The following is a 21156-nucleotide window of genomic DNA, read 5'->3' on the forward strand; positions in this document are numbered from 1 at the left end:
CGCCTCCATGAATTCGCGTTTTGCTTTGTTGTTTGCCTCGATCGTTAGCCTCTATTCCTCGGCGGCTGGCCAAACGATCCAGCCCACCGGTCCGATCCAACAAGTCCACACCGGTTTCCAGTTCACCGAAGGTCCCGCCGCGTCGGACGACGGGACGCTGTATTTCACGGACATCCCCAACACCGCCATTCATCGTCTTTCCAAGACCGGCGAACTGTCACTGCTAACCGATCAATCCAATCACGCCAACGGTTTGTGGCCGCTGTCGAGCACCCAGTTGTTGGCCTGCGAAATGGACGGTGCCGTGGTGATGCACGATCTGTCTGGCGACTCTCCCCACCGCATCGTGCTGGCGGATTCCTTTGCTGGCAAACGCTTCAACGCCTGCAACGACTTGGTCGTCGACCACCACGGCGGACTTTATTTCACCGACCCGCAGTACCGGGCTCCGGAACCTTGGCCGCAAACCGAACGCTGTGTTTACTACGTCGCGAATTTTGAGACCGATCCGCAGGTCACTCGTTTGACCGGCGACATCAACGCCCCCAACGGGATTGGATTGTCGCCCGACGGCAAAACGCTTTACGTGATCCCATCGATGCAAGCCGAGATGCTGGCCTACGACGTTTTGGGACCTGGCAAAATTGGTTCCCCGCGAGTTCTCTGCACCGTGAAGCAGGTCGAGGGCGAATCCGCTCGCGGTGGTGACGGGATGGCCATCGACGTGGAGGGAAACCTTTACCTCACGACTCATTTGGGAATCCAGATTTTCTCGCCCAAGGGTGAAGCACGTGGGATCGTTGCGTTTCCTGAGATCCCTGCGAACGTGACGTTTGGCGGTCCGGAATTCAAAACCATGTACGTCACCGCGAGAAAATCGCTGTACTCGGTCGAAATGCCGATCGAGGGATTCCGCGAGTTTCCCGCAAATTGATTTTGCAGGATCTGCGATGTTTCGCTACAGTTTCACGCGAGCGTAGGACCAGGATTGGCCTGCGCGGCCGAAAATTGCCGTTTCAAGGAGGAAACGATGTCCGGAGAATCATTTCGATTCGTTCATGCCAGCGACTTTCACCTGGAAACCCCGCTGGGTGACCTCGACCATCTGCCGCCGCAATTGCGGGCAGCGATGGCGACTGCTCCTCGAGACGCCGCCGCGGCAGTCTTCGAAGCCGCACTGGCCGAAAACATTGATTTTTTAGTCCTGTCTGGCGACTTGCTGCATCCCGTCGCGGCTGGTCCGCACGGCATGTCGTTGTTGCTGGATGGATTTGAAAAGCTGCATGCCGCCAACACAGCGGTCTACTGGGCCGCCGGAATCGCGGACGATCCCAAGCAATGGCCCGAAGCGGTTCCGTTGCCGCCCAATGTGACCCTGTTCCCACGCGATCGCGCCGTCGCGATCCCGCATCAGCGCGCCGGGCGAACGGTTTGTTCGATCATCGGACGCAGCAGCGAAGGCCGATCCACCTTGCATGTCGCGGGATTCCAAACCGAAACCACCGACGAATTCACGGTCGGAATCGGGCATGGGATCGCTGACGCAAGTGCCCTGTCCGGGGCCCGCATGGACTACTGGGCTCTCGGTGGACCACACAACCACACCGAAATCGAAGGCGGTGCTCCCGCCGGAGCTGTCGCCCCTGGATCACCTCAAGGTCGCAACAGCGACGAATCCGGACCTCACGGCTACGTTGTCGTCGATGTCGACGCCGAGCACACCGCTCGCATCCGCCGTGTCGAAACGGATCGATTCCGTTACCTGAACGTCGCGATTGACTCCGACGAAATTCGTTCCGCCGGCAGCCTTCGGAATCTGTTGGGACAAAAGATTGGCACGCTGACCAACGAACACGGTGGGCGTCACCTTTTGATCTCTTGGGAAGTCACGCTGGACAACGCTGAAGTGTTGCCCTCCGTCGGCGACCCCACCGAATTGCTTCGCAATTTGCGCCGCGACCATGGCACCACCAACCCGGCGGCTTGGACCACTCGGTTGACCGTGCGTCCGCCGCACAACTACCCGAAATCTTGGCAAGACGAAGACACCATCCTCGGTGACTTCTTGCGAGCCAGCAAGAAATTTGCCGGTGCTCGCGTTCGCAGCACCACTGCCGATGATTCCGCCGGACCCTCGTTACCCGGCGACCGGTTGGATTTGATGCCATTCACGGAAGAACACACGGACCTGTCCAGCACCGCGTCGTCCTTGTTGGGGGACGTGCCCGCCGACCAACGCGAATCAATTCTTGCGGACGCCACTTTGATGGGCGTCGAATTGCTTCGCGGTGGCAAACCCTCTTGGGGACGGAAATCATGAAGATCAAAGACATCCAAATCGACGGTTTTGGCGTCTGGACCGGTTTGTCGGTCGACTCCTTGCCCGAAGGCATGACGCTGTTCTACGGCCCAAACGAAGCCGGCAAGACGACGCTCATGCAGTTTCTGCGAGCGATGCTGTATGGCTTCACCGAAGAACGCCGGCAGAAATACTTGCCACCCATCCACGGCGGGACTCCCGGCGGTGCGATTCGAGTCACTGGCCCTGGGGGCGGCTACGAAGTCCGCCGACACAGTCAACTGACGGACTCCGATGTGACCGGCCGACTGACCGTCATGGGCTCGGACGGGTTGGCCCAAGGACAACATCGCCTGGGCATGTTGTTGGGGCAAATCGACGAACCCATTTTCACCAATGTGTTCGCAATCGGCATTCGCGAATTGCAAGAATTGTCGACGCTGGATGACACCTCCGCGGCCGACGAACTTTACAAACTCAGCAGCGGATTGGATCGAGTCTCGTTGGTCGATGTGCTGCGCAGTCTTCGCGCCGGACGCAGCGAAGCAGTCGGCAAACGCGAATCGGAATCCGACGACAACGAAGCCGCGATCGGCAAACTCGCATCGATGATGTCGCGCCGTGAAAAGCTGCGTGACGAGATTCAGCGATTGAGTGGCAGCACCCGCCGCTGGAGTGAGCTGGCGACTCAGCGCCGCACGCAAAGCCAAGAGATCGAAACGCTTCGCGGCCGCATGATCGCCTGGGAACGCGAAGCCCGCTGCGTCGAAATCGCGACCAGCGTCTACGAAAAATGGCAAGAACGCGATCAAATTCGCGGCGAAATCGATGCCATTGAAGGCGAAGCCGCCCTTCCCGACGAAGCCCCGGGGCAGCTTGTTCAAATCGAAGCGATGCTCGAGGAGCGTCGTACCAAACTCGAAGAGATCAAAACCAAACGCCGTGGATTGCGAGACAAATCCGAGCAGCTTCCGATCAACAAGCGATTGTTCGACTTGCAAGGTCGCATCGAGGCGGCGTCGCAACAGGCCACTTGGATCGAAGCCCTGGAAGAACAGATCGATCGGCTCGACAACCAAGTCGAAAAGGCTCGCAACCAAGTCGACGCAGATGCGGATCGACTGGGCATCGAAGAAGACGAACGTTTGCGACTGGGGGAAGGTGACGACGGCGATCTGCCTGACTTGTCGCGTTCGACTCTTTCCGCGTTGTCAGCGCCAGCCAAGCACGTCAAAGAACAATTGTTCTTGCTCAAACAAGCTCGCGACGAAGGCAAAACACACAAGGTCCGCAAAGAGAAACTACACGACCAACTGCAGGAAGTCTTGCAGCGCGCCCACGCGACGGATTTGCAACAAGCGATCCGCCGCGAAAACGACAACATTGCCACGCTTCGCCAACGAATTCAGCTTGGCCAGCATCTGGAAAAGCTGAAACGTCACCACAAAGACCTCGAACGCGAATCGGTGGAACTGACCACCGATGAAGCCGTGCCGATTGATCGGCTGTGGTTGCTGTCGTTGCCATTCATCGCCGGCGGCATGTTGCTGCTGTATGGCATGTTCAACGTGTTTCAAATCACGACGTTTGTCGCTGAGCCGAATCCGACCCAGGGCATGCTGTGCATCATGTTCGGTGCGATGGCCCTGTTGGTTTACTACCTTTCACGCGAGAAAGGTCAACGCAATACCGCCCGTGACTTGGACGACTGCGAACGTCAAATCGATTCCGTTCGACGTCAACTTCGCGAGATCGAAACGGAACGCGAAGACTTGGATTCATCGCTGTCGGTCAGCAATGAGTCGCTGGAAGCTCGCTTGCGAGAATCCGAAGTCTTGCTTGGGGAACTCGACGAATCGATGCCGCTCTACCACGCTCACGAAGCGGCTCACCAGTCCTACCAAGCCGCTTACAAACGCGCTCAGAAGGCGGCCGAAGGTCTGAAGGCCGCTCGTCGCGAATGGACGGCGACATTGGATCGCTTGGGGTTGTCAACGACGTTGTCCCCCAAAAGTGTCCGCGTTCTGGGAGATGGCTACGAAGCCTTGCAAACCAGCATGCGCCGGTTGATCGAACTGAAAGAGGAACGCAACCAACGTCAACGCGAACGTCAATCGCTCGCAAAGCGAATTGAAACGCTTTATCTCGAAGCGATCGATGCCACCCAGCACGCGTTGACCGCAATGGCGGATGGCGAATCCGAATCGGCTGATCCGTCGAAGGAATACGATTCCGAGTACACGGACAATTACGAATCGAACGAGTACGAAGACGTCGAAGAGGACGACTACAGTGAATCCTACGCTCGTTCTCAGCGAAAGAATCCCAAGAAGAGTCGCAACGAAAAACGCAATCGAAATCGTGATCGCCGTGACGACAACCGGTCCAGCGAGACGGAGTCGAATCGCAATAAACGTCCGGTGACGATGCGATCCAATCCCTTGGATCAACTCAATCACTTGCACGAAGAAGTCGCTCGCCAGCAACACTGGGTCAAACAGCGTCGTCAGCTCAAGGAGCACGACCTGCAGCTGAAGAAGCAACAACTCGGGCATTCACGTGCCATCGAACGGGCCGAACAACAGCGTCGCGCTTTGTGGGCCAAGTGCGGTGTGGCGACACCGGAGCAATTCTATGAGATCGTCGACCGGAAATCGTTGCTGGTCGAATACAACTCGCAATTCAAATCGATCGACCAACAGGTCCGCTCGATGGTTGGCAACAGCGTCGAATACGACGATGTCGCTCGTGAAATCGAGGGTGTCAAGTCAACCGATTTGGAACGACGCTGGGATGCTTTGACCGCTCGGATGACCGAGACGGAGGCCCGTATCGCGACACTGCAAACCGCGCAGGGCGAGTTGGCCCAGTCGATGAAACAACTTGGCGACGATGATCGGTTGATGACCGCACGCTTGGAATTGGGTTGCATCGAACGTCAACTCGACCAACTCGCACGTCGTTGGCAAACTCTGTCGATGGCCAGTTGCCTGCTGGAGGATGTCTGCGGCACGGTCGAAAATGAACGCCAACCGGAAACCCTTCGCGAAGCTTCGTCGTTCCTGAACCAACTGACCGACGGCAAATACGTTCGCATCTGGACGCCGCTGGGGTCCAATCAACTGAAGATTGATGATGCCGAAGGCAACTCATTGCCGTTGGAAGTCCTCAGTCGGGGAACCGGGGAAGCGGTCTTCATCGCTCTGCGATTGTCTCTCGCGGCTGCCTACGCTCGCCGTGGCGTGATGTTGCCATTGGTGCTGGATGATGTGCTCGTCAACTTTGACGGGGCACGCGCCGAACACGCCGCTCGCACTCTGAAGACGTTCGCTGAACTGGGGCATCAAGTCATGATGTTCACCTGTCACGACCACATCGTTGATATCTTCCACCAAATCGGAGTGGAGGTGCGGCAGATGCCCGCCCAGGGAACTCCCGGACGAGCCCAAATCTTGCCACCGCCAGTGGAAGAGGCCTACGAGGAAGAGTACGAATACGAAGAAGAGTACGTCGAAGAAGAACCGGAAATGGAAATGGAAGAAGTGGCTCCGGAACCAGAACCCGAGCCAACTCCCGAGCCACTTCCGATCGTCGTGGAGGCCCCCAAACCGGAACCCGTCGTCGTTGTGGCGCCCCCAGTGGTCAAACCTGCCCCCAAGCCGATCGAATTGGTGGTGGAAGACCGGCGTCCAGTCAAACCCAAGTCCAAGTTCCACTACAAGTTCCAAGATGTGGCCCGGCAAAATCGACGCGTGCGTCGTCCTGAGCTGATCATCCAGCGTCCCGAACGGCGACCGGAACCTGAGCCTGAAATCGAACGTGAAGTGGTCGAGGAAGTCAGCTCACCGGATGCCATCGGTTGGGCGTGGTTCCAACGCGAACCCGCCGACGGTCACATTGATGCGGAGGAAGCTGCTGCGGAAGCCGCTCGGAATCAGTGGCTGGACGCAGAGGACCGCGAAATGCAAGCGGTTGTCAGCGAAGCGGAAGCGATCGGCAGTTTGGTTCACGATGAAGCGACCCGGTCCAGCTCGGACGGATCGTCGGACAGTTCGTCTTCCTGGTGGACCGGCGAACGCACCAAGTCCTGAAGCTATCCCGAATCAGTTTCCCGATGATGGCAAAGCACGGCGGTGCCGGAATCGCACCAACCGAGGTGCGGGCACTGCCGAATCAGGCTGGACGGGCTTCTGTGAATCGTCCACCGACCACGAAGGCTTCTCGCGAAGGGCTGTTGCGGTGCAACAGCCTCATTCCGATTTCGTAGCACTTGGATTGATGACGACGCGCTCGGACCACACGCAGCTGCAGCCAAAACGTGGGCAAGATCAATCGCACCTCTTCCTGCGGAAACAACTCGAAAGGCGTGACGATTCCGCACGCATTCTTTGAGAAGTCTCGCGTGAAGACCCCGATGGGATGAAACGCACGAGGCAAACTCGGCAGCGCTTTTTCGAAGTACATCACCCCGCACGTTCGCACGATGCGGCGTTGAGCCTGTCTTTGGTCGCAGTAATTCACCGCGGCCACGCCGGACTCATGAAAGAAGTCTGACCAAGCCTCTGGGAGATCGATTTCCCAATCGGTCGCCCGGACTACTTCGGCATAGTGCTTTGGATAATCGAAATCCAACATTCCACCATCTCCGGGTCAAGGGCCTTGCCGCTTTCGCGACGAATCAGGTTACACGCGTCTTCGCGTGACATCGGTGTTCGATAGGGACGCTGACTGGTCACCGCTTCGTAGATATCGACGACCGCACACAAACGCCCCCAGGGGTGAATTTCGTCGCCGGCACTGCCGACGGGATAGCCACCGCCATCGAGTCGTTCATGGTGCTGGTACACCATCATCAGTTGACCAAACGTCAAATCATCGCGAAGAGCCAATTGCCGGAAGCCATCCCCGGGGTGCTTCTTGATGATTGCAAACTCGTCTTCGTCCAAGCGTCCTGGTTTTGTCAGAATCTGATCGGGGATCTCGAGCTTTCCAAGGTCATGCAACAACCCGCCCGCGACCACCAATTCGACCTCACGCTGGTTCATGCCCAGTTCATCCGCCAACATTCCGGCGTACAACGCGACGTTGGCACTGTGTGTGAAGGTGGCGTAGTCGTGATGCAATACGCGAAATAGGTCGCCTGCGGCAAAGTCATCGCGTGAAACCAATTTGGCTGCCAATCCGCCTAGCTCGCTGGCGGCACTGACCGTGGTGTCTTCGTCGTGACCGGCAAAGCTGCATTTCAGCACATCCAGCACGACCTCGTTGAGCGCCGCGGAACGCTGCGAATTGGTGACCGATTCATCACCACCACCCGCCGCCATGTCGCGGAGGTATTCTTGGTAGCTGGAACGTCCCTCCCTTTCAATGAACAGCTTGGTCACCCCTCGTGACTTCAATTTGTTCAGATCCTGGGACTTCATCGGGTAGTTCGCACCTCGATAAAGCTTCGCTTCCTCGGTGGATCCCACCCGGCAATACAGATCCGCACCAATCACCGAAGACGGTGACAGCGTGGACACACTGATTGCGATGAGATCCGAGACGAGCATTGGGTTGCTGCGTTATCCGTACGTTTGGGGGGCTTTGCTCTGGTACGAACCAGAACCATTCAAACGTACAGTGAGGATCGTGGCGAGCTGCAGTTCTGCACGGATTCTTTCCCCTTTCACCAATCTGAAAAGGGCACATCCCGCACAATTGGAACGAGCGTTCCAGCCCCTGCGAAAAATTTGCACTCGTTGCCGATCGCATCACATTCGTTCAGACTGCTGACATTGCGGCATTGGTGCCGAAAACACACGATTCTCGATGACAGAAAAGGTTGGCATGCCAGACTTTTATCAACACGACATGATCACGACGATCCACGATCTTCGTTCGGCCAAGCTGGACCACTTGGAGTCGATGCTTCGCGAATCGACTGAAGATCATGCGATCGGCCTCGTGTTGCCCGTCACCGCATCGGATATGCGAGCCGAACCTTTCGATGTGATCGTTCGAGAATTGGCCCAAGCCGATTACATCGCCTCCATCGTCGTCAGCCTGGGGGTCGCTCCGAATCAAAGTGATTTCGACGAAACCTGTGCCAAAATCGCCCCTCTGGGCGACCGTGCCAAAGTCCTTTGGACGGACGGCCCCGACGTTCAAGGTCTCTACAACGAACTGATTGACTCCGGCATCGATGTCTCCGTTCCTGGCAAAGGCCGCAGTGTCTGGACCGCGTTTGGGTTCCTGTTGGATGATCCAGACATTGAAACGTTTGTGCTGCATGACTGCGACATCGTCGATTACGACCGTCAACTGCTCTCGCGACTGTGCCTGCCGATGGTGCACCCGGGGCTCGATTTTGAGTTCTGCAAGGCCTACTACGCGCGGGTCACGGATCGAATGCACGGCCGCGTGGTGCGGCTGTTGGTGGCTCCTTTGCTGCGAGCCTTGATGCAATGTTTTCCCGAGAATCAATTTGTGCGATTCCTGGGGAACTTCCGGTACCCGCTCTCGGGCGAATTCTCCCTGACCCGCAACTTGGCCCGTACCAACCGAGTGGCCAGCGATTGGGGATTGGAAGTGGGGACCCTCGCGGACGTCTACCGCAACACATCTCACAAACGTGTTTGCCAAGTCGACCTGGCTCGCCTCTATGAGCACAAGCACCAAACGCTTGCGGTTGATCAGCCCTCCAGCGGCTTGATCAAAATGGCGCTCGACATTCTGACCACGATCTACCGAACCTTGGCTAGCCAGGGCATCGTGTTTGGTGAGTCAACGTTTGTGACCCTGCGAGCCTCGTTCCTGCGGATCGCTCAAGACTGCATTCGCCAGTACGCCGCTGACGCGCGAGTCAACTCGCTGGCCTACGATCGTCACTCTGAAGAAATGGCCATCGAAGCGTTCGCCCAATGTGTCACGCAAGCCGGTGAGATCTTCGCGGAGGATCCCAGTGGCAACCCATCGATCCCCAACTGGACTCGCGTCCGGGCGGCGTTCCCCGACTTCACCTCGCGCTTACGCGACACGGTGAAGTGACAGGACAGTGAAGTGACGGGGCTTCACGGGATGCCAAATCGGCCCCGTGATCCGTCACTCTTCGGTGGTCATTGCGATCGCGTCCAGAGCCAACAGGCGATAGCGCACCCGATCGCTTGGCGAAAGCGTTGGCAGGTGAGCACGCCGGCGACTGTCCAACAGGATCTCGTACAATCCTGCGGCGGACCGCGGCCGTGGCATGGAACGAATCAGACCCGCCCGCAGCGATTCATCCGCCCAGCGGGTTTGGCCAATCAGCTGCAGATCCAAACCACGTCGTTTCGTCCAGTCGCGATGCACTGCCCCATGGATGAGGCTGGCTTCGATCGCGATGTCGAGTGAATCGATCCCGCCGCGAACGCCGAATTGGTCGGGCAAATTGGCGTCAAACTCTTTCTGTGATTCGGTGCGTTGATCGATTTCTTCTTCGATCACTTCGGGGGTCTCAATCATCGGTGCGGGCGAATAGATCAACAGCGGAACATCACGCCCCACTCGCATTCGCCGAACCACATCGATCATCTCAATCGCCGATGCGTCTCGCGGCTGTTCTTTCGAAACGACCAGCCGGACGTCATCGCCGAGCGACAACATTCGCTCCAGGGAAGCGACTGACGAAACAAGTTTGGGTTGGAATCCCGCCCCCGCCATGATTCGTTGCCAAGAGGAAATGATCTCGGGGCGATTCTCCAAAATGATCGCGACGCCTTGCTCCCCGAGCGTCGCCATTTGCAGCCAACGATCCTGAACGCGTGACATCCCAGCGAATGTCAGCTTGGGGTCAGCCGTCAGCAACCGCGCGATCGTGGCAGCGGCTTCATAGCGTACCGTGGCACTGGGGTGATCCACTGTTTCGATCAACACACTCGGGTCGGCACCTCGCCGCAGCAAACCCGCCGCCAAACCACGGCTGAGTTCTCCGTCAATCAATCGCAACACACCAACCGCCGCCGGATCGTTGTCGGTTTCAACGCTGTTCTCCAGCACTGGCAACGCCCACGCGGCCAAAACCTCTTCGGCGGCCGTTTTTCCGAAGAAGCTTTGGATGAATTCATCGCGATTCTTGGCGTCTCCCCAATCAGGGTCGTTTGCGACTCGGTATGCCAACTGGGCGGTCAGTTGTTGGACCACGCTGCTGGAATCTTCGTCACCGACTCGGCTCAGTCGCGCTGCCGCATCGGCTGCGTTTCGAAATGCCACCACCCAGGTCGCCGCTTGTGTTGGAACCACACCGTCGCGTTTGGCATTGATCGCCCAAACCGAGACATCACCAAAATCATGTTGGCTGCCAATGGATTCGTTCATCGCATCGTGCAGCGCCAACCGCATGACTCGCAGGGCAGGCTCTCGCGTCTCCGGATCCGTCTTCGACGCCGCTTCCAGTCGTCGTGCGAGTAGATCGACTTGGACTTCTTGCAAACCCGACATCGCCAGTGCATCGAACGCCTTCGAGCGAGCCGAATCGGTTCCATACAATGCAACGCGGCGAAGGCCAGCGATGCCGGCGTCACGATCGATCTTCAACAACACTCGCAAGTCTTCCCGTCGCTGATTCAAATCCGTGGTTCGAACGATGTCGCCAATCAATGCCGCGGACGCGTACTCGCCAGCTCGGAACAAGGTGCGATAGGCCGAGAGTTTTTCGTCGTCGCTGGCCGAGGTCAACTTCTTGATCGCCGCCTGCAACCTGCTCGGGTCGCGAAGCGTTTTGGCACGAGCTTCAAAGATCCCGTCGAGAGCCGTCTTGGCTTCGTCGGAAACTTCCGTCGCGGACGATATGCGAAGACGCTGGTCGGAGCCGATTTGGGAAGCGATTCGCGCGGCGCGATCGGCCGCGGGGGCGTTGTTGGCGAGCGGCCTCAACAGTTCATCCACTGCCGACCAAGCCCGAATGCGTGCCAATGCGTCCAGGCTGCGACCGAGTGCTTCCGGTCCGCCGGTGGCTTTCAACTTCAATTGCACCACCACCGGATCGGGTGGCAGTCGAACCGATTCGCTCTCCTCCACGGTCTCTTGAGCGACAACGCTGAGCGATCCCAAGCTGACAAAGATCCAGCCAGCGGCAAAAATGGCGACGAGGAAGCGATCGAAAAAACGGTCAGCCATTCGGGAAATCCGAGGGTTGGCGAAGATGACGAATGAGAAGCGTCCCCATTCTAATCCGTCGCACCACGGATTCACCTTTCTTCAGACCAGCTTTCTGCATGATCAGAAACACGTTCGCAACTGGGACTCAGCGTCCAATCAGAAGTCCGATTGTTCGGATTGACGCAGTTCTTCCAGCCGGGCATGGGCCTCGTCCGCCCAGGGGCTGCCCGGCGAAAGCTGCAGGAATCGCCGCCAATGATGCTCTGCTTCCACGCTGCGGTGCAGGTCTTCGAGGATCCGGGCCAAGTTGTAGTGCACGTCGGGGTAGTCATCGTGCAGTGCCAACGCACCTCGATAGGCCGCGACCGCCAACTCGGGCTGGCCGGTTTCTGCCAAAACCCCCGCCAAACTCGAGCGGGCTTCGACAAAATCGGGGTCGACCTCCAACGCCGCGTAGTAGCGTTCTCGCGCGGCGATGGTTTCCCCGATTCGGTACAGCAACTCGCCAATCTGGAAATGGATGTCCGACCGAGCTCCATCCCGAGCCAACACGGCGTGGTAGCAATCGATCGCGAATTCAAGTTCTCCGGAATCTTCCGCCTGGTACGCTGACAGCAACAAGTCATCCTCGTCGTCCACCAGATCTTCGGCGGGCGGGAACTGCATCGAATCATGTCCGGTTGCGGTCTCGGTTCCGTTGGTGCTCAGCCCGGCGGTAGGCGACGACGTTCGAGCCGATATCGGATCCGATGACCTGATACCAAATTCATCGGCGATCGATTGACCCGGCGCGAAAACGGCAGGATGGAAGTGTCCATCGGGACTTCCGCTGCTGACTCATCGGCACCCTCCAACGCGTCGAAATCGAATCGCAATTGACCTCCTGGTTCGATCAGTCCTTCGCCCTGACGAAGCAAAACGTGTTTGCCTTCGACCAAGATGGACAACTGATCCAAGGGACGCCTCAAGTTGGGAACGACTTCCACCCACTGCATGATTCGCCGTTCAATGGCCTCGGGACTGGCCCCCGATGCAACCCACGCCGCCAACCGTCGCGCAGTGGCGACTTCTTGAAAATCAAAGTACGGCAGTTTGTGCAGCGTCCGCACGGGACGAATCAGTCCGCGGCGATGCCAGCGGCGAATGACTCGCACGGAAACGCCCAATAATTGAGCCAACATGGCTGGCGTGTGAAGTTGGCGGATGGATTGCTCCGCATCCACCAATCCGAGTTGTTGCCACAAATCGGTCTCGTGCAAGATCTCGACATCCGCGTCGTCCCCTCGCCGCTCTGTCGCTCGTTCGATCAGCTCGGCTTCGGCCAGGGGGGATTCTTCGGCTCCAATCACGATGCAGTCCACCGACGACGCCTCGCTTTCGACCACCACCGCGCCATACGAACGCAGCAAGTTCGTGGCTTCGCGACGGTTCATTCCTCCCAATCGCCCGACGATCACCATTCGTCGACCGGACAACGCATCGCTGGGCAACGGTTCGAGTTCGAAGCTTTCTGCGTCATCCTCTTCGCCGTCGTCGTCATCCCGATCAATTTCATCTCGACCGATGTCATTCAATCGATTGCTGTCGAAAGGGATGGCGTCCGTGTCGGAGTGGGCAGCCTCCAACTTGCCATCCAGCGTGTTGGCCAGGTCGTCGTTCTGCGATTCGATGTCGTCGTTGGAAGGCATGATGCCGACAAGATATCCGATCAGCATCTGCCGACCACTCCGGATTCCGGTCGCTGGACAGATTGTCGCCTGACTGTCCCGCGAAAGTGTCTGGGATCTGGACTCGAGGCAATGGTGGGGCAGGATCGCTTGTTCGTGGGCTAACGAATGCACCGGTTGCCTCGTTCTTTCCGGTTCTGCGAGGAGATTGAAAACAGGGCGACTTTGCTGGCCAGGGAACCGATACGGACGAAGGGTGTTCCTTTCACGACACGCCATCTCCTCCCAACTCCTTCGCAGGTTCTTTCGTCATGCTTGTCACTCGCTTGGGCAAAATCACGGTGCTCGCCGTCGCCGCGGGAGGCCCTTACGTCGCTTCGGAAACCGATTGGGGACGCAGTGCCGCGGGTTCCGTCACCAATGTCTTTCGGGGGGAAGGAATTTCTGGCACGGGTTGGGGATCTGGTGAAGCACCGATTGGCGGCGTCACCCACTCCCCCGATTCGGACCGCTACCCGGTTCACTCGCACCACCAAGTCGAAACGCTTCGTGGGGTCTCATCCCAGCGTTACCGCTACGAACCTGAAATCGCCAAGAAGCTCGGTGCGATCCCCGCCACAGACGAAACACCGTCGCTGGCGGGAAACAACGTCGCCGACTTGCGAGAGGTTTTGCGTTTCGACTTGACGACCCAAGCGGTACTGAATCGGTTTTCGCGAGTCTCGACCGTGCTAGCGGATCTGCAACTCGAGGGGCTGCGAGTGCCGATCGTCACCGGCACCCAAACCACCGATTTGGCTGGCACGCTGACGTACTACTTTGATCGTTCTGGTTCGGTCCAACGGATTTCGTTGCATGGCTTCACGGGAGACCCTTCGCGTTTGGTGACGACGATCCAATCGCACTATGGACTCGCCCGGGAACCCACCCTGGAAGCCGGTGTGTTCACCAAACGTTGGAACGGTGCCCCTGTTCACTTCCTGCGTTTGACTCACGCCCCGGTGGTCTTCAGCGACGCTGTGCACCAAAAGTACACGGTGTTCTTGGAACTGAACCAACCCAACCTGGCGTATGGGATCAGTGACGAAGCCAAACGAATCGTGGTCACTGACCAGTGGACGGGGCGTTGGTAACAGCGGTGTCGCCCATCAATGTCTGCAGCCCCGCGTCCATGTTGAGGCGGGGCTGATAGCCGAGCCGTTCTTTGGCGGCGGTGATGTCAAACGAGTGATCTTTCGCGAGCTGCGAAGCGACAAAGCGAGTCATTGGTGGTTCGCTGGTTCGTCCTGTCCATCGATACACGGTTTCCAACATTGCACCGATCCGGTACGCGGCCGCGAAGGAGATCGACTTGGTCGGCGGATCGACGCCATGAACCCGACACAATTTCGCGATCCAATCCCAGCAATTGACAGGCTCGTCCTGCGTGACAAAGTACGCTCGCCCTGCCGCCACTTCAGGCCGCTCTCGCAAGGCATCGATCGCGTCCAGGTGAGCCGCGGCGGCGTTGATCACGTGAACCGTGTCAATCACATTGCTGCCGTCGCCAATGATTCGCAACCGTCCGCTGCGAGCACGCTGTAAAACACGAGGGATCAAGTGCGGGTCATTGGGTCCCCAGATCAAATGCGGGCGCAGCGCAACCGTTCGCATCCCACCCAGCTGATCCGCCGCCAAAATTTCCTGTTCGGCAATCGACTTGGTGTGCGGGTAATGGCACATCCAGGACGTCGGATACGGTTCCGATTCATCGACGTCACGCTGATCTCTGCCATCAAACGTGACGCTGGGACTGCTCGTGTAGATTAGCTGCGAAACGCGAGCTTCCTGGCAGGCTCGCAATAAATTTCGTGACGCCACGACGTTGTTGTCAAAGTAGTGCTGCCAGGTTCCCCAGACCCCAGCGACGGCCGCGGTGTGAATCACCACGTCGGCGTCTGCGATCACCCGGTCCAAGTAACCGTTGTCCAGTAAATCGCCGCGGTGGTGCGTCATCCCCGCGCGAACCAAATCAGGGGTTTCGCGACGCGACAGCCCGACAACTTCCCAGTCACGTCGCAACAACTGGCGAACAATTTCTCCGCCCAAAAATCCACTGCAGCCAGTGACGATCACCCGCATCAGGCAGGCTCCAATGCAGGCGATGAATCGGAGGTCGAGCCGTCGTCGGATTCGGGCGTGTTCCCATCCTGCGTGTCTGCCGCACTTGGATCGACCGCGGGATCCTGGCTGGCAGGAAATTTGACGAACACCCGGATCAAGATCACCACCGCGATTGCCAACAATGCCGACCCGAACACAAACGGAGCACCAGGGAACTCAAACGGTGCGTTCTCTGATGTGAAGTAACCCAGCAAACCGCTGGTGAACAACAGCGGTGCCGGGATGTTGGTCAAACTGATCAGGGACGTCAGCGCGCCTTGCACCTTGCCTTGTTCTTCGGGATTGACTCGACCCGCCACCAAACTTTGAATCGCGGGTCCCGCCAACCCTGCCAATGAACCAAACACGACGATGCAAGGGATCATCCATCCCTGCGATGCCAATCCGTATCCTAAGAACGCGATGCACGAAACACAGGTTCCCATCACTGCCGTCCGCCGTTCCCCCAAGCGTTTGATCATGGGACGTACCAAGCCGCCTTGGACGATCGCCGCCATCAAACCGACCAACGCCAACGTCAAGCCGTTGGTGACCTCGTTCCATCCGAAACGATACCCCATCGACAACACCCAAACGTTTTCCAAGCCACGCTGAGCCAACGAGGAAAACATGAATGCGACGGCCAGTCCGGCGATCATCGGGTAATTCCGAAGTCGCGAGATCGTTCCGAGCGGGTTCATTGCGGCGAGTGAAATCGAGCCTCGTTTTTCAGGTGGCAACGACTCGGGCAAGACAAAGTACCCGTACAACCAATTGACCAACGACAATCCCGCTGCCACGAAGAACGGCAATCGAATGTGCACGCCGCCCAGCACGCCACCCAGTGCGGGCCCAATGATGAACCCCAGCCCAAACATCATGCCGACCAACCCAAAGTTGCGAGCCCGGGTTTCTTGCGTTGAAACGTCAGCGATGTAAGCATTCGCGGTCGAGAAGCTGGCCCCCATCACCCCGGCGACAATTCGCCCGACAAACAACCATCCCACCGAAGGTGCCAACCCGGTCACGATGAAGTCGACGCCCAAGCCAAACAGAGACGCCAAAATCACCGGACGCCGTCCGAATCGATCGGAAAGAGCGCCCAACACAGGAGCAAAGAAGAATTGCATCAGCGAATACGTCGCGCCAATCACGCCGACGTAAAAACTGGCTCGTGATGTGTCGCCGCCCACAAACTGTTTGATCAATTCGGGCAACACCGGAATGATGATTCCGATTGCCAAAATGTCGATCAACAATGTCAACAGGATGAATGCCATCGCCGCCGGACGTCGCTGGTGCGGAGGCGTGATCAAGGCATTCTGGGGGGCAAGAGTGAGGCGGGGACGTCAGAGAAGTGGCCCACACCTTACGATCCACTCCGCTTGGCGTCGAGATGGGCGATCTCGCCTGTTCCGACACTCCCCCAAGCCGGTTCGACGCTCAAAAGCAAGCCGGCAGGCGGACTCAAAAAGCCCGTCATTCCGATCCCTCGGCAAGCCGCGCCCGGCTTTCGACGGGCCAACTGGCGGTTTAAACTGGTCGGTTGATCCATCGTTGGCGTGTTGAACACACGCTCAACACAAGAGCTTCTCAGTGGTGATCTGTACTCACCGCACTTCTTGTGTTGCCAAACGGATTTTGCTCCTTCTAAGGTTCTCTCGGATGCCCCAAGGCTTCTACACCCAGTGCGTCGTTGTTTTGCTGCGCGAACGCGTGTCGATGCGTAAAATTGCTGCCGCAATCGATGAATACGAACCGTCGGATCCCTTGCCCGCCACAGCGGACTGGGCGATCGCGGGACCGTCATTGATCATGGACATGGACGAAGAAACGCCCGGTCATCTGGCGATCGACCTCGTCGACCAACCCTGGCCAGACGACATGCAAATCGATGATCCTGATTCCCACGTTCGCCAAGCGTGGTCCAACGGTTCGTTTGGACCCAATACCTTTCCGGGGTCACTGCAGCGTGCCCTCGAGCAACTGTGGGTCTGGGACGAGGGCAAAGAAGAGGTCCCCCAGCACACTGCGTTTCTGCGAATCCGCAGCAGTTACATCCTCAAAACCGACGAAGACGACGCGCCGCTGACGCCCGAAGCGTACGAACCGTTTGATGAACTCGCGCTGATCACCGAAGTCGCCGCGGCACTGACCGAGCTGCCTCAGGCCATCGCCTACTTCAACCCTGCCGGCGAAACGATCCGCAGCCTGGAAGGAATGAACCAGGTCATCCAAGAATCGGAGGACAACGACTTTCCACCCTTGGATTTGTGGGCCAACGTTCGACTCTACAGCTTGGACGATGGATTCGCGGCCATGGACACGGTTGGCAACAACCAACTGGATCTGCCGGACATCGAAGCCTTGTTCCTCGCTGAAGCCTACGACTTCAATGACATCGACGAACTGCTTCGCCTGATCACTTGTCACCTGATCGAAAGCGAAGAACCGTTCGAAGACGGGGACACGGTCCAAGGCCCCAACGGCGTCACCTGGGTGATGCATCAATGTCCCGACAGTATTTCTGATCCACCGCGTTCGGTGCTGCGATTCCTACCGCAAGACGGCCACGAATTGCCGGCACAGTATCAACCCGCTGCGGAATGACACGGGCAGGTGATCACTCGCCAATGCAGTACAAGTACTCTTGGCGTTGGTCACCTTCTTGCACACCGACTCGCAAGTAAATGCGTCCGCCACTGATGGCCGGGGTGGCCATCACGGAATCCCCGAGTTTGTTCTCTGCAATCAACTCGAACGATTCGCTGTCGGCCGCGAAGATGAAGCAGGTGCCTTCTTCATTGACGGCATAGATGCGTTCGTTGACCAGCACCGGTGACGATGTGAAATCACCGCCCAAGCGTGATTTCCACTTCGTCTCGCCCGTTTCGCAATCAACGCACATCGCAACCCCGGCGTCCAGCGTCATGAACAAGTTCCCGTCTTGGTGCAACATCGAAGGCACGTAAACCCGGGTGCCAACTTCCCAAGCGATCTCGCCCGATCCATCCGCCACCACGGCGGAAATGTGACTCTGCGGGTAACCACCCGATGTGAAGACGTGCTTGCCATCGGTCACGGTGGTCGTGACGCACTCGGTGGTCGCCCCCTCGATCTCCCAGTTCACTGTTCCGGTTTTCGGATCCAAACTGGTGACCAAATCGCACCCCGTCAGAACCAACTGATCTTTCCCGGCCACGGACAAAACCACAGGGGAAGGGTAGTTCGGTTCTTTCGGACGCTGATGACGCCAAACCACGTTTCCGGTGACGCGGTCCATCGCCACCACTTGCCCACCTGCTTTGTTGTCCGCCGACGCGATCACAAGGTCGTCATAAACCGTGGGCGAAGAACCGTATCCCTGGTGAATCTGGTACCGACAAAGCTTTTGCTGCCACAGCAGTTCGCCGTCCAAGCTCACCGCCGACGTGTAGACGGCTTTGTTCGAGTAGAAATTGACAAACACACGTTCCCCGTCCGTCGCGGGAGTGCAGGATGCCCAGGAAGCTCTGGTGTTGGGTTCGCGTTGGTCGACGGTGTCGAATTCACCTTCATGCACCACGGCTTCCCAAACCAGTTCCCCTGAATCGCGGTTCAGGCACACCAGCAATTGCGAGTTTCGAGCCTTGTCGGCGACTTGCAGGTAAACCCGATCGCCCAGCAGAATCGGTGAACCATGACCACGATCGGGAAGCGGGGTCTTCCAGATGATGTTCCGTGTGCCATCGTCCGAATCACTCCACTGTGTCGGAGGATCTTGATCGCCGACGCCGTGTCCCTGACGATCGGCACCGCGCCACCAGGGCCAGTCAGTTTCTGAAAACGTTGGTGTCTCAGCCCAACTGAATTCACACGACATCAGGAAACAGGCGATTCCCGCCAAAAGCATCTTTTTCATTCCATCACCGTCCCGTTTCACTGTGTTGACAATCATCGCGAAAGAACCAGCCCAATTCGCAAGTGAGTGAATCGAAACACTCTCCTGCTGGCGCAGCGAGCCAGTATATCAACCCACCACTTTGCCTGGGGCAACGCTGGGCTGCGAAACGTTTGATGTTGTGGAGCGTATCGATTTGCGCAAGTTCTGTTCCACGACTTCGCCCCAACGGGGGCGGCCCTATAACAGCCCAGGGCAACGCCTGGGCTGATGGAAATGTTGGCAGGGTGGTAAGTGTGCGAACCGAATGCAACTCATTGAAAAAGCTAAATTGACAATTGAAAAATGCAAATTGATGCGATTTCATCCACGCATTCCGGCATTTTACAATTGTCAATTTGCACTTTAACTTTTTCAATAACGACAAACGCCGTATCAATACCATTCGTCGGAAACCGCCCAAACCGCCTGGTTGATTTCATTTTTATCAGCCCAGGCAACGCCCTGGGTTACGGCGGGACCAAGATTGCAAAGCCCCGTTGGGGTGTGGGACAGAACCAAAATGAACGCCACAACTCCAAACATGTTGCAGCCCAGCGTTAACGCACGGTTACCGGAGACGAACCGGACGCAATCGCGTACCGGCTGAGTCAATCAACAGCCTGGAACGCGGCGAGTGAAGCAAGGTCAATTCGTTCTCATGACACACGATGCGTCAGGGCAACTGTTCGTACTTGCGGTACAACTGCTTGTGCTTGTTTCCCAAGTCGACTTGGCGACCTTGCACATAGGCATCCACCACTCGCGTGCCTGATTCGAAGACGTCGCCATCGGCAATGATCAGCGTCGCATGATGCTTTGCTGCCAATGTCCCGACCAGATCTGCCACGCCTAGGATCTCGGCGGGAGACTGCGTGATGGCTCGGACGGCTTCTTCATGTGGCAAACCATGCGCGACCGCAACACCCGCCTGATAGGCCAGGTTGCGAAGATTCGACGCACCACCGGGATAGCCCGCACCCTCTCCAGCAATTGCGAAACGCACGCCGGACTCACGGAGTTGAGCTGGCAATGAATACAGTGCATCGACGGGGTCTGAACGCCGGCGTGGCAAGCGATACGTGGCGATCAAGATCACCGGGATATCGTGAGCGGCCAAGCGATCGACGCAGTGCATCGCGTCGGCACCGCCACACAACACCATCGGAATCCGTCGCGACGTGAAGAACGAAATCGCTGATTCGATCGCGCCCAAACGATCCGCTTGAACGAACACAGGACGCTCACCACGAATCACTGGAATCAAGCTTTCCAATCGCAAATCCGTGGAACCGCTGTCGTCCGCCGCAATCGATTCACCATACCGGCGGGCTCGTTCGAGCAAATCATCCAGTTCCTGAATCTGTTCGTCATAACGTTTGGCCTTGTCCTTGGAATCACCGCCGCGAGGCATCACGGATTCCCAATTCACGCACAAACCGGCCGGGCCTTTGACCAACATGTCTTGGTACGACCAACCATCGAGCTGCATCACGCCGGATTGCCCTTGCAACAAACGTCCGCCCGGAACCACGTGCGCCAACATCACGCCGCCCGCTCGTGCCACCGGAATCAGTTCACTGTCCGGATTGAACGCGACCCAGGAACGAACATTCGGATTCAGTTCGCCACGTTCGACATTGTCGACCGTCACATCCACCGCCGTGATTTCTCGCAGTCCGATGTCGGTGTACGAGTCGATCAAACCTGGGTACACGTGTTTGCCCTTTCCATCGATCACGCGAGCCGAATCGGGTAGCCGGACTGAATCGCCGACTTCGCTGATCATTCCGTCCTCAAACAGAATCGAGCCATTGGATACGATCGATCCGTTGCCCAAGTGCAGCGTGGTATTGCGGATCACGATGGGTTGCTTTTGGGGCGAACCAGGAACGATGTCATGCGCCCGGAGGTTGACTTGCCAGCCTGTCTGGCTGCAGACCACCGCGAACGCGACAACGAGCAACGTCGAAAATGACCGGTTGTTCATGCAATTCTTGTTCATGGAATGG

Annotated in this window: 13 protein-coding genes and 1 pseudogene; 6 read left to right on the forward strand and 8 right to left on the reverse strand. The window is 57.7% G+C overall.

The window, feature by feature from the left end; genetic code table 11:
- Positions 1-7: 7 nt before the first annotated feature.
- The 3 genes from UH5x_RS25070 to UH5x_RS25080 are packed head-to-tail and all read left to right on the forward strand — an operon-like array spanning position 8 to position 6390.
- Positions 8-934 (forward strand): SMP-30/gluconolactonase/LRE family protein, encoded by a 927-nt coding sequence (locus UH5x_RS25070; protein WP_482634047.1) that lies wholly within the window; start codon positions 8-10, stop codon positions 932-934.
- 54 nt (positions 935-988) lie between these two features.
- On the forward strand, positions 989-2320 hold the full coding sequence (locus UH5x_RS25075) for a metallophosphoesterase family protein (RefSeq protein ID WP_482634048.1): 1332 nt from the start codon (positions 989-991) through the stop codon (positions 2318-2320).
- Complete coding sequence (locus UH5x_RS25080; protein WP_482634049.1) at positions 2317-6390, forward strand: ATP-binding protein; 4074 nt, start codon at positions 2317-2319, stop codon at positions 6388-6390. Before UH5x_RS25075 ends, UH5x_RS25080 begins: the two co-directional genes overlap by 4 nt.
- 82 nt (positions 6391-6472) lie before the next feature.
- Here the strand turns inward: UH5x_RS25080 and UH5x_RS25085 are convergent, their stop codons facing one another.
- A complete protein-coding gene (locus UH5x_RS25085) occupies positions 6473-6934 on the reverse strand; it encodes a PilZ domain-containing protein (protein ID WP_236696355.1) in 462 nt (153 codons plus the stop codon).
- The gene (locus tag UH5x_RS25090) at positions 6895-7851 is read right to left on the reverse strand and encodes an HD-GYP domain-containing protein (RefSeq protein ID WP_482634050.1); all 957 of its coding nucleotides are present in this window, start codon (positions 7849-7851) and stop codon (positions 6895-6897) included. The genes UH5x_RS25085 and UH5x_RS25090 overlap by 40 nt, the downstream gene beginning before the upstream one ends.
- Positions 7852-8128: 277 nt before the next feature.
- Here UH5x_RS25090 and UH5x_RS25095 point away from each other — a divergent pair, with 277 nt between their 5' ends.
- A complete protein-coding gene (locus tag UH5x_RS25095) occupies positions 8129-9328 on the forward strand; it encodes a glycosyltransferase family protein (protein WP_482636075.1) in 1200 nt (399 codons plus the stop codon).
- 54 nt (positions 9329-9382) lie between these two features.
- On the opposite strand, the gene UH5x_RS25100 is transcribed toward UH5x_RS25095, so the two are convergent.
- Together UH5x_RS25100 and UH5x_RS25105 are read right to left on the reverse strand one after the other, a co-directional pair.
- Complete coding sequence (locus UH5x_RS25100) at positions 9383-11434, reverse strand: hypothetical protein (RefSeq protein ID WP_482634051.1); 2052 nt, start codon at positions 11432-11434, stop codon at positions 9383-9385.
- Between the two features lie 138 nt (positions 11435-11572).
- Positions 11573-13131 (reverse strand): annotated as a pseudogene (locus UH5x_RS25105) (helix-turn-helix domain-containing protein).
- A gap of 263 nt (positions 13132-13394) precedes the next feature.
- Here UH5x_RS25105 and UH5x_RS25110 point away from each other — a divergent pair.
- Positions 13395-14216, forward strand: coding sequence for a DUF6690 family protein (locus tag UH5x_RS25110; protein WP_047815233.1), 822 nt, complete (start codon positions 13395-13397; stop codon positions 14214-14216).
- Here UH5x_RS25110 and UH5x_RS25115 read toward each other — a convergent pair.
- Together UH5x_RS25115 and UH5x_RS25120 are read right to left on the reverse strand one after the other, a co-directional pair.
- A complete protein-coding gene (locus UH5x_RS25115) occupies positions 14188-15204 on the reverse strand; it encodes an NAD-dependent epimerase/dehydratase family protein (RefSeq protein WP_482634052.1) in 1017 nt (338 codons plus the stop codon). The two genes, UH5x_RS25110 and UH5x_RS25115, sit on opposite strands and share 29 nt — an antisense overlap.
- The gene (locus tag UH5x_RS25120; RefSeq protein WP_047815235.1) at positions 15204-16541 is read right to left on the reverse strand and encodes a TCR/Tet family MFS transporter; all 1338 of its coding nucleotides are present in this window, start codon (positions 16539-16541) and stop codon (positions 15204-15206) included. Before UH5x_RS25120 ends, UH5x_RS25115 begins: the two co-directional genes overlap by 1 nt.
- Positions 16542-16947: 406 nt before the next feature.
- Here UH5x_RS25120 and UH5x_RS25125 point away from each other — a divergent pair, with 406 nt between their 5' ends.
- The gene (locus UH5x_RS25125) at positions 16948-17835 is read left to right on the forward strand and encodes a DUF4261 domain-containing protein (protein WP_053061195.1); all 888 of its coding nucleotides are present in this window, start codon (positions 16948-16950) and stop codon (positions 17833-17835) included.
- A gap of 13 nt (positions 17836-17848) precedes the next feature.
- On the opposite strand, the gene UH5x_RS25130 is transcribed toward UH5x_RS25125, so the two are convergent.
- Positions 17849-19126: a PQQ-binding-like beta-propeller repeat protein gene (locus tag UH5x_RS25130; protein WP_482634053.1), complete on the reverse strand. Its 1278-nt coding sequence runs from the start codon at positions 19124-19126 to the stop codon at positions 17849-17851.
- A 694-nt stretch (positions 19127-19820) separates the two neighbouring features.
- The gene (locus UH5x_RS25135; RefSeq protein ID WP_482634054.1) at positions 19821-21149 is read right to left on the reverse strand and encodes an amidohydrolase; all 1329 of its coding nucleotides are present in this window, start codon (positions 21147-21149) and stop codon (positions 19821-19823) included.
- Positions 21150-21156: the final 7 nt, after the last annotated feature.

It is taken from the genome of Rhodopirellula sp. UH5 (genome assembly GCF_056839225.1).

What these genes read in the sequence shown, in the direction of transcription:
- UH5x_RS25070 (WP_482634047.1), top strand. Translation starts at nt 8, where the DNA reads ATGAATTCGCGTTTTGCTTTGTTGTTTGCCTCGATCGTTAGCCTCTAT.
- UH5x_RS25080 (WP_482634049.1), top strand. Translation starts at nt 2,317, where the DNA reads ATGAAGATCAAAGACATCCAAATCGACGGTTTTGGCGTCTGGACCGGT.
- UH5x_RS25085 (WP_236696355.1), bottom strand. Translation starts at nt 6,934, where the DNA reads ATGTTGGATTTCGATTATCCAAAGCACTATGCCGAAGTAGTCCGGGCG.
- UH5x_RS25090 (WP_482634050.1), bottom strand. Translation starts at nt 7,851, where the DNA reads ATGCTCGTCTCGGATCTCATCGCAATCAGTGTGTCCACGCTGTCACCG.
- UH5x_RS25095 (WP_482636075.1), top strand. Translation starts at nt 8,129, where the DNA reads ATGCCAGACTTTTATCAACACGACATGATCACGACGATCCACGATCTT.
- UH5x_RS25100 (WP_482634051.1), bottom strand. Translation starts at nt 11,434, where the DNA reads ATGGCTGACCGTTTTTTCGATCGCTTCCTCGTCGCCATTTTTGCCGCT.
- UH5x_RS25110 (WP_047815233.1), top strand. Translation starts at nt 13,395, where the DNA reads ATGCTTGTCACTCGCTTGGGCAAAATCACGGTGCTCGCCGTCGCCGCG.
- UH5x_RS25115 (WP_482634052.1), bottom strand. Translation starts at nt 15,204, where the DNA reads ATGCGGGTGATCGTCACTGGCTGCAGTGGATTTTTGGGCGGAGAAATT.
- UH5x_RS25125 (WP_053061195.1), top strand. Translation starts at nt 16,948, where the DNA reads ATGCGTAAAATTGCTGCCGCAATCGATGAATACGAACCGTCGGATCCC.
- UH5x_RS25130 (WP_482634053.1), bottom strand. Translation starts at nt 19,126, where the DNA reads ATGAAAAAGATGCTTTTGGCGGGAATCGCCTGTTTCCTGATGTCGTGT.
- UH5x_RS25135 (WP_482634054.1), bottom strand. Translation starts at nt 21,149, where the DNA reads ATGAACAAGAATTGCATGAACAACCGGTCATTTTCGACGTTGCTCGTT.